This window comes from Streptomyces sp. NPDC030296 (assembly GCF_055572815.1).
On sequence record NZ_JBVICQ010000003.1, the window covers coordinates 867,481 to 874,730 of the forward strand.

The 7,250-nt window shown below is 72.2% G+C and carries 4 protein-coding genes; 1 reads left to right on the plus strand and 3 read right to left on the minus strand.

Annotated features, from left to right (window positions below; genetic code table 11):
• The first annotated feature begins 168 nt into the window (after positions 1 to 168).
• Positions 169 to 1,611, plus strand: coding sequence for a cytochrome P450 family protein (locus ACZ4Z3_RS11940; RefSeq protein ID WP_468500803.1), 1,443 nt, complete (start codon positions 169 to 171; stop codon positions 1,609 to 1,611).
• 226 nt (positions 1,612 to 1,837) lie between these two features.
• Here ACZ4Z3_RS11940 and glgB read toward each other — a convergent pair whose 3' ends face one another.
• From glgB to ACZ4Z3_RS11955, 3 genes are all read right to left on the minus strand, one after another.
• A complete protein-coding gene (gene glgB / locus ACZ4Z3_RS11945) occupies positions 1,838 to 4,996 on the minus strand; it encodes a 1,4-alpha-glucan branching enzyme (protein ID WP_468500804.1) in 3,159 nt (1,052 codons plus the stop codon).
• 104 nt (positions 4,997 to 5,100) lie between these two features.
• Complete coding sequence (locus ACZ4Z3_RS11950; protein WP_468500805.1) at positions 5,101 to 6,603, minus strand: maltokinase N-terminal cap-like domain-containing protein; 1,503 nt, start codon at positions 6,601 to 6,603, stop codon at positions 5,101 to 5,103.
• 92 nt (positions 6,604 to 6,695) lie between these two features.
• Positions 6,696 to 7,250, minus strand: a 555-nt coding sequence (locus ACZ4Z3_RS11955; RefSeq protein ID WP_468500806.1) for an alpha-glucosidase C-terminal domain-containing protein, incomplete at its 5' end; no start/stop codon positions are given.

A 7,250-nucleotide genomic window follows, 5' to 3' on the forward strand; every position in this document is an offset into this window, starting at 1 on the left:
CCGACCCAGGGGGCGCACTCGGTCAGGGCCGCCCGCCCCCGAGGGAGTGCTACCGGTAAGGCCAGGTGGGGGCCACCATCACCACATGTGCATCAGGGATCACCAAGCCGTAACAGTTCGCGGCATCGTCACTGCTTGTGCAGGTGTCATGCGGTATGCGTGTCGCTCATGGAAACTCATCCGTTCGCGGCCGCTCCGGCCGGCAGCCCCACGCTCGACTCGCTGCCCGTGGAGCCGTTGCTGACCTCGGAGTTCGACACGGACCCGGGCAGCGTCTACGAGCGACTGCGGAGTACATACGGCCCCGTCGCTCCGGTGGGGCTGATGGGCGTTCCGGTGTGGCTGGTCCTCGACTACCGCGAGGTGCTCGAAGTCCTCCGCAACGACAGCGTCTGGCGGCGCGACGTACGGCACTGGCGGGCGCGGGCGGAAGGGCGACTGCCCAGGGACTGGCCGCTGCTCGCCGGCTACGAGGTGCGGCAGACCATGTTCTTCGACGACGACGAGCACCGGGCCGCCCGGCTGACCCACCACTCGGCCATGCGGCCCTTCCAGGACGGACACAGCCCCGAGGGATGGGAACTGCGGGCCGCCGTCGCCAAGTACGCCGACGACCTCATCGGCATGCTCGCCGCGGAGTCCGGCACGAGCGGCTTCGCCGATCTCGCGGCGCAGTACACCCGGCCGCTGCTCCTCATGGTCACCACCAAGCTGTTCGGCTGCCCCGTCGAACTCGGCGACGAGATGGTCATGGAGATGTGGCGGATGCTCGACGGCGGGCCGGACGCGGGACCGGCCACCGAGCGGGCGCTGGGCGCGATGATCCGGCTCGCGGCGCACCGCCGGTCCCGGCCGGGGGAGGACCTGACGTCGTACATGCTGCTGTCCGACCCGTCCCTGTCCGACGAACAGCTCGGCCGTGAGCTGTTCATGAACGCGGTCTACCTCAACGACATCACCGGCAACATGGTCTGCAACACCCTGCTGGAGGTGCTGCGGGGCAACGCGACGGTCCGGCGAAGCGTGGTGACCGGGCAGATCGGGGAGACCGTCAACCGGGCGGCGCTGGTGAACCCGCCGACCGCCAACCTGTGCTTCCGGTTCGCGGGGCGGGACGTACGGCTGGGGAACTTCTGGATCCGGGCCGGGGACATCGTGTCCCCGTCCGTCGCCGCCGCGCATCGGGACCTGCTCGCCATCGGCACGTCCCACCTCGTCGACTCGGCGGTCAGCACGCGTGCGCACCTCGCGTGGGGGGCGGGGCCGCACCAGTGCCCCAGTGCCGCGCGCGAGCTGGCCGGGATGATCGTCACCACGGCGGTGGGACGGATCTTCGAGCACTTCGCCCGCGCGGAACTCACGCTGCCGCCGGACCAGTTGCCGTGGCGCACCGGGCCGGTGGTGCGGGGGCTGCGGCTGCTGCCGGTGCGGTACGAACTCGGTCCGGGGGCGCCTGTGGCGAGCCGGGCCGGGGGGTCGGGTGCGGCTGCGTCTGCGGGGGGCGAGGGGGAGGTTCCCGCGGTGGCGGCGGGGGCGTCCGGGCGGGGTGGGAGTGGGTTGGTGGGGGCGTTGCGGCGGATGATGTCCGGCGGGCGGAGGGGTGGGGGGTGAGCGCGGGACGGGTCGGGGGTGCGCGGTTCGTCGGCGGGTGCGGCTGGGTGGGGGCCGTTCGCGCAGTTCCCCGCGCCCCTGGAAAAGCAGGGGCCTTCGGCCCCGTGCTTTTCCGATGGAGGGCGGGCCGCAGGCCCGGCCCTCCAAGGGCGCGGGGAACTGCGCGACCAGCCACACCTCACCCGCAGTCGCCCAACCACCCGCGGCCCCGAGCCATGACGCGCCCTTACGCCGGGCGAAGCCAGACCGTCGCCAAGGGCGGCAGCGTGACGCGGACGCTCGCCCCGCGGGCGTGCCACGGTGTCGGCTCCGACTTCACCGGGTGCGGTGTCGTGACATCGCTCCCCCCGTACGACGCCGCGTCCGTGTTCAGGACCTCCCGCCACGCCGGGACGTCGTCGGGGACGCCCAGCCGGTAGTCGCGGCGGATCACCGGGCTGAAGTTGGAGACGGCCAGCAGCGGCGCGCCGTCCGCGTCGAGCCGCAGGAAGGCAAGGACGTTGTCCTCGGCCGCGTCACCCGTGATCCAGGAGAAGCCGGACGGGTCGGTGTCGCGCTGCCACAGCGCGGGAGTGTCGCGGTACACGGAGTTGAGGTCGCGGACCAGGTCGCGCACCCCCCGGTGGTCCGCCTCGGCGCCGTACGCCGGGTCGAGGAGCCACCAGTCCGGGCCGTGCGTCTCCGACCACTCGGCGCCCTGGGCGAACTCCTGGCCCATGAAGAGGAGTTGCTTGCCGGGGTGGGCCCACATGAAGCCCAGGTACGCGCGGTGGTTGGCGCGCTGCTGCCACCAGTCGCCGGGCATCTTCGACACCAGGGAACGCTTGCCGTGGACGACCTCGTCGTGGGAGATCGGCAGGACGTAGTTCTCGCTGTACGCGTACACCATCGAGAACGTCATCTCGTTGTGGTGGTGCTTGCGGTGCACCGGCTCCTTCGCCATGTAGCCGAGCGAGTCGTGCATCCAGCCCATGTTCCACTTCAGCCCGAAGCCGAGGCCGCCGAAACCGCCGGGGCCGACGTGGTGGGTGGCGCGGGTGACGCCGTCCCACGCCGTGGACTCCTCCGCGATCGTCACGACCCCGGGCACCCTGCGGTACACGGTCGCGTTCATCTCCTGGAGGAAGGACACCGCGTCCAGGTTCTCCCGGCCCCCGTGCTCGTTCGGCGTCCACTGGCCCGGCTCACGCGAGTAGTCGAGGTAGAGCATCGAGGCGACGGCGTCCACGCGCAGCCCGTCGATGTGGTACTCCTCGCACCAGAACAGGGCGTTCGCCACGAGGAAGTTGCGCACCTCGCGGCGGCCGTAGTCGAACTCCAGCGTCCCCCAGTCGGGGTGCGCGGCCCGCGCCGGGTCCTGGTGCTCGTACAGCGGACGCCCGTCGAACTCGGCCAGGGCCCAGTCGTCCCGAGGGAAGTGCGCCGGCACCCAGTCCATCAGCACCCCGATCCCCGCCCGGTGCAGCGAGTCGACCAGGTACTTGAAGTCGTCCGGGTCGCCGAGGCGGGCCGTGGGCGCGTAGAACCCGGTGACCTGGTAGCCCCAGGAGCCGCCGAAGGGGTGCTCGGCGATGGGCAGCAGCTCGACGTGGGTGAACCCGAGGTCGCTGACGTAGGCCGGGAGCTGCTCGGCGAGCTGGCGGTACGTGAGGCCGGGGCGCCACGACGGCAGGTGGACCTCGTACACGGAGAACGGCGCCTCGTGCGCGGGGACCTCCGCCCGCCGCGTCATCCACTCTTCGTCGCCCCACTCGTAGCGCGACGCGTGCACGACGGACGAGGTGTTCGGCGGGACCTCCGTACGGCGGGCCAGCGGGTCGGCGCGCAGCGTCCTCGTACCGTCCGGGCGGGTGATCTCGAACTTGTACAGCTCGCCCTCGCCGATCTCCGGCACGAACAGCTCCCACACACCGGAGGAGCCCAGCGCGCGCATCGGGTAGCCCGTGCCGTCCCAGTAGTTGAAGGTCCCGGCCAGCCGTACGCCGCGCGCGTTCGGCGCCCATACCGTGAAGCGGGTGCCGGTCACGCCCTGGTGGGTCATCGGCCGGGCCCCGAGCGCCTGCCACAGCTCCTCGTGGCGGCCCTCGTTGACCAGGTGCAGATCCAGTTCCCCGACGGCCGGCAGGAAGCGGTACGCGTCCTCGGTCTCCTGGGTGTTCCCCTCGTAGGTGATCAGCAGCCGGTACGACTCCGGCACCTCCCGCAGCGGCAACAGCCCCGAGAAGAAGCCGTCGCCGTCGTCGTGCAGCTCCGCCCGCAGCGAGCCCGCCACGACGGTCACGCCCAGCGCGAACGGCCGGAACGCCCGGAACACCACGCCCTCCGCGACCGGATGCGCTCCCAGCACGGCGTGCGGCTCGTGGTGCGTACCGGCCAGCAACCGCTCCCGGTCACCCCCGTCCACGGCGGGGGAGAAGGCCGACTCGGTGGTGGCGGCGCGGGGCTGGGCCGGTACGGACGGCTGGGCGGGGACGGGGGGTTCGGTGGGTGACGCGGGCGGGGCCGGTGCCGTCGTCTGCTGAGCGGGAACGGCCGACTGGGCACCGGCGCTCGACTGCGGCGGTACGGCCGGCGCCGTCGTCGTCTTCTCCGGTTCACCCGAAGTCGGTACCACCCCGACCGCCTTCTTGGCGGCGGCCTTCTTCGTCACGGCCTTCTTCGTGGTGGCCTTCTTGGTGGCGGTCTTCTCGGTGGCGGCCTTCTTCGACACGGCGGCCTTGGCCACGGCTGTCTCGCCCGCCGTCACCTTGGCCACGGCGGTCTCGGCCGCGGTCGCCTTGGCCACGGCCTTCTTCGTGACCGCCTTCTTCGCGACAGCCTTTTTCGTGACCGCCTTCTTCGCGGGCGCCTTCTTGGCAGTGGCCTTCTCGGCCGCCGTCCCAGAAGCAGCCGTGGCCTTGGAAGCAGGGGCCTTGGAAGCAGGGGTCTTCGAAGCGGAGGTCTTCGAGGCCGGGAGCTTCGGAACCGAGGTCTTGGAAGCCGTGCTCTTCGACGCCGAGGGCTTCCTGGTGGTGGCGGCCTTCGCGGCAGCCGCAGTCTCCTCCACACCCACTCCGAGGGCCGTGCCGGTCTTGGCGCTCGGAGTCCTCTTCGCCGGGGCCTTCCTCGCCGCGCTCTTCGGGGCCGGGGCGTCCGCCGCCTCGGCGGTCGCGGCCTTCGTCGTCCTCTGGGCCGGGACCTTCTTCGCGGTCTTCGCCGTGGTCCCGGCCTTGGAGGCCGTCGCCGGCTTCGCCGCCGCGGTCGTTTTCCTCGCCGTCGCCTTCTTGGCCGAGGTCTTCTTCGTGGCCGTCTTCCGGGCAGCCGTCTTCTTCGCCGGGGCGGGCGCCTCAGCGGCGTCGCTGCCGGTGTTCTGCGTGCTGTCGTCGGACGGCGGGCGGGGAGTCACAGGGACGGCCTCCTCGGCGGGTTGTGCAGGGTGGTGAGCGGTGGGCGGAGCGGGTGCCCGGCCCTCGGACAGGGACAAACGGGTTCAGGACAGGTCAGGTCACGTCACGTCGTGGCGGCGCCGGTGTCGGTGGCCAGGCGGTGGATCGCCGCCATCGGCACCGACAGCCAGTCGGGGCGGTGCCGGGCCTCGTAGACGACCTCGTACACCGCCTTGTCGGTCTCGTAGGCCCGCAGCAGCACGGGGTCGGTCCGCGGGTCCGCCCCGGAGACGTCCGCGTACCCGGAGCAGTACGCCGCCCGGCAGGCGGACGCCCAGTCGGCGGCCGGGGGCCGCAGGGAGTGGGCGGCGTAGTCGAAGGAGCGGAGCATCCCGGCGACGTCACGGGCGACGGGCTGCGGCATGCGGCGTTCGGCCAGCGGCTTCGACGGCTCGCCCTCGAAATCTATGAGGGACCACTCGCCCCCGCCGCTGTGCCGTGCGCCGACCTCGAAGGGTGACCGCAGGCACTGGCCGAGGTGCAGGTCGCCGTGGATGCGCTGCGCCGTCCAGGTGTGGCCTTCGGCGGCCAGGTCGGCGAGGGCCTCGAAGGCGGTGCGCAGACCGGAGGCGTACGGGCGCAGGGCCGGTACCGCCTGCGCCGCGGCCTCCAGGCGCTCGGTCATCCCGTCGACCAGCGACTCCACCTGGGGCCGGCCCAGGGTGACCGTGGGCAGGGCCTCGGCGAGGGCCGCGTGGACCTCGGCGGTGGCCCGGCCCAGCGCCCGTGCCTCTCCGGTGAAGTCCTCGCCCTTGGCCAGCATGCTCAGCGCCAGCTCCCAGCCGTCGGCCGCGCCCTTGAGGTACGGCTGGAGCACCCCGAGGACATGGGTCTCCGGGTCGGTGGCCGGGCCCAGGTCGGCGGTCATCCAGGCGGCGGGCGCCGGCACGCGGGGGCACCGCGCGCGCGACAGCGTCAGCGGGAGTTCGAGGTCGGGGTTGGCGCCGGGCACGACCCGGCGGAAGAGCTTCAGGATGAACGTATCCCCGTAGACGACGGACGAGTTGGACTGCTCCGACGTGACCAGGCGGGGCACCAGTCCCTCCGGCAGGGCCAGCCGTGTGTCCCGTGCGCAGCGCAGATCCCCTATGCGGGCCTGTGTCCGGAGCGCTTCGAGGAGGACGTCGGCGAGGCGCGGGTCGTGCAGCGCCTCGTACACCGTCCGTCCGGCCAGCGGCCCGTCGGTGACGTGCCCGATCAGAGCGGGCGCTAGACGGGGTGGCAGTGTCTCGCGGACACCGAGGAGCAGTTGGTAGCAGTCGCCGGGCTGGACGGGCGCGCCCTGCGACGGCACCAGCGGTTGATGGGCGCGGACGAGGAGATGCAGCAGCCCGGCCTTGGCGCCGCCCGACCGGGAGTCGTCGGGCCGCCCGCCCACCGGGAGCAGTTCGGTGGCCGCCACCAGTGAGAACCCGGACACCGGCCGCCCCTTCCCCGCGAACCACCGCTGCCGTGGCAGCCACTCCCTCAGCAGTGGCTCCAGCGAGGTGAGCAGCCCGGGCGTCGGTGGGGCGGCGGGCTGCGGACCAGGACTTGTCGCAGTGGAGTGCGTGGCGGCTTCCGACATGGCGTCGCGTCCTTTCCCCGGTGGGCGGGGGGTTCCTGTTTGCGTGCCCCGGACGGGCCGGGGAAAACCGGCCCGCCCGGGGTTCCGGTCGGTTACACGGCGTCCTTCCGCAGGCGGAACCAGTAGAAGCCGTGGCCCGCGAGGGTGAGGAGGTACGGGAGTTCGCCGATGGCGGGGAAGCGCACGCCGCCGATGAGTTCGACGGGGTGGCGTCCTTCGTAGGCGCTCAGATCGAGTTCGGTGGGCTGCGCGAACCGGGAGAAGTTGTTCACGCACAGCACCAGGTCGTCCCCGCCGCCCCCGGTCGAGGGGGCCTCCCGCAGATACGCCAGCACCGCCGGGTTGGACGACGGCAACTCGGTGTAGGTGCCGAGCCCGAAGGCGGGGTTCTGCTTGCGGATCTCGATCATGCGGCGGGTCCAGTGCAGCAGCGACGAGGGTGAGGACATCGACGCCTCGACGTTGGTGACCTGGTAGCCGTAGACCGGGTCCATGATCGTGGGGAGGAACAGCCGCCCCGGATCACTGGAGGAGAAGCCCGCGTTGCGGTCGGGGGTCCACTGCATGGGCGTGCGGACGGAGTCCCGGTCGCCGAGCCAGATGTTGTCGCCCATGCCGATCTCGTCGCCGTAGTAGAGGATCGGCGA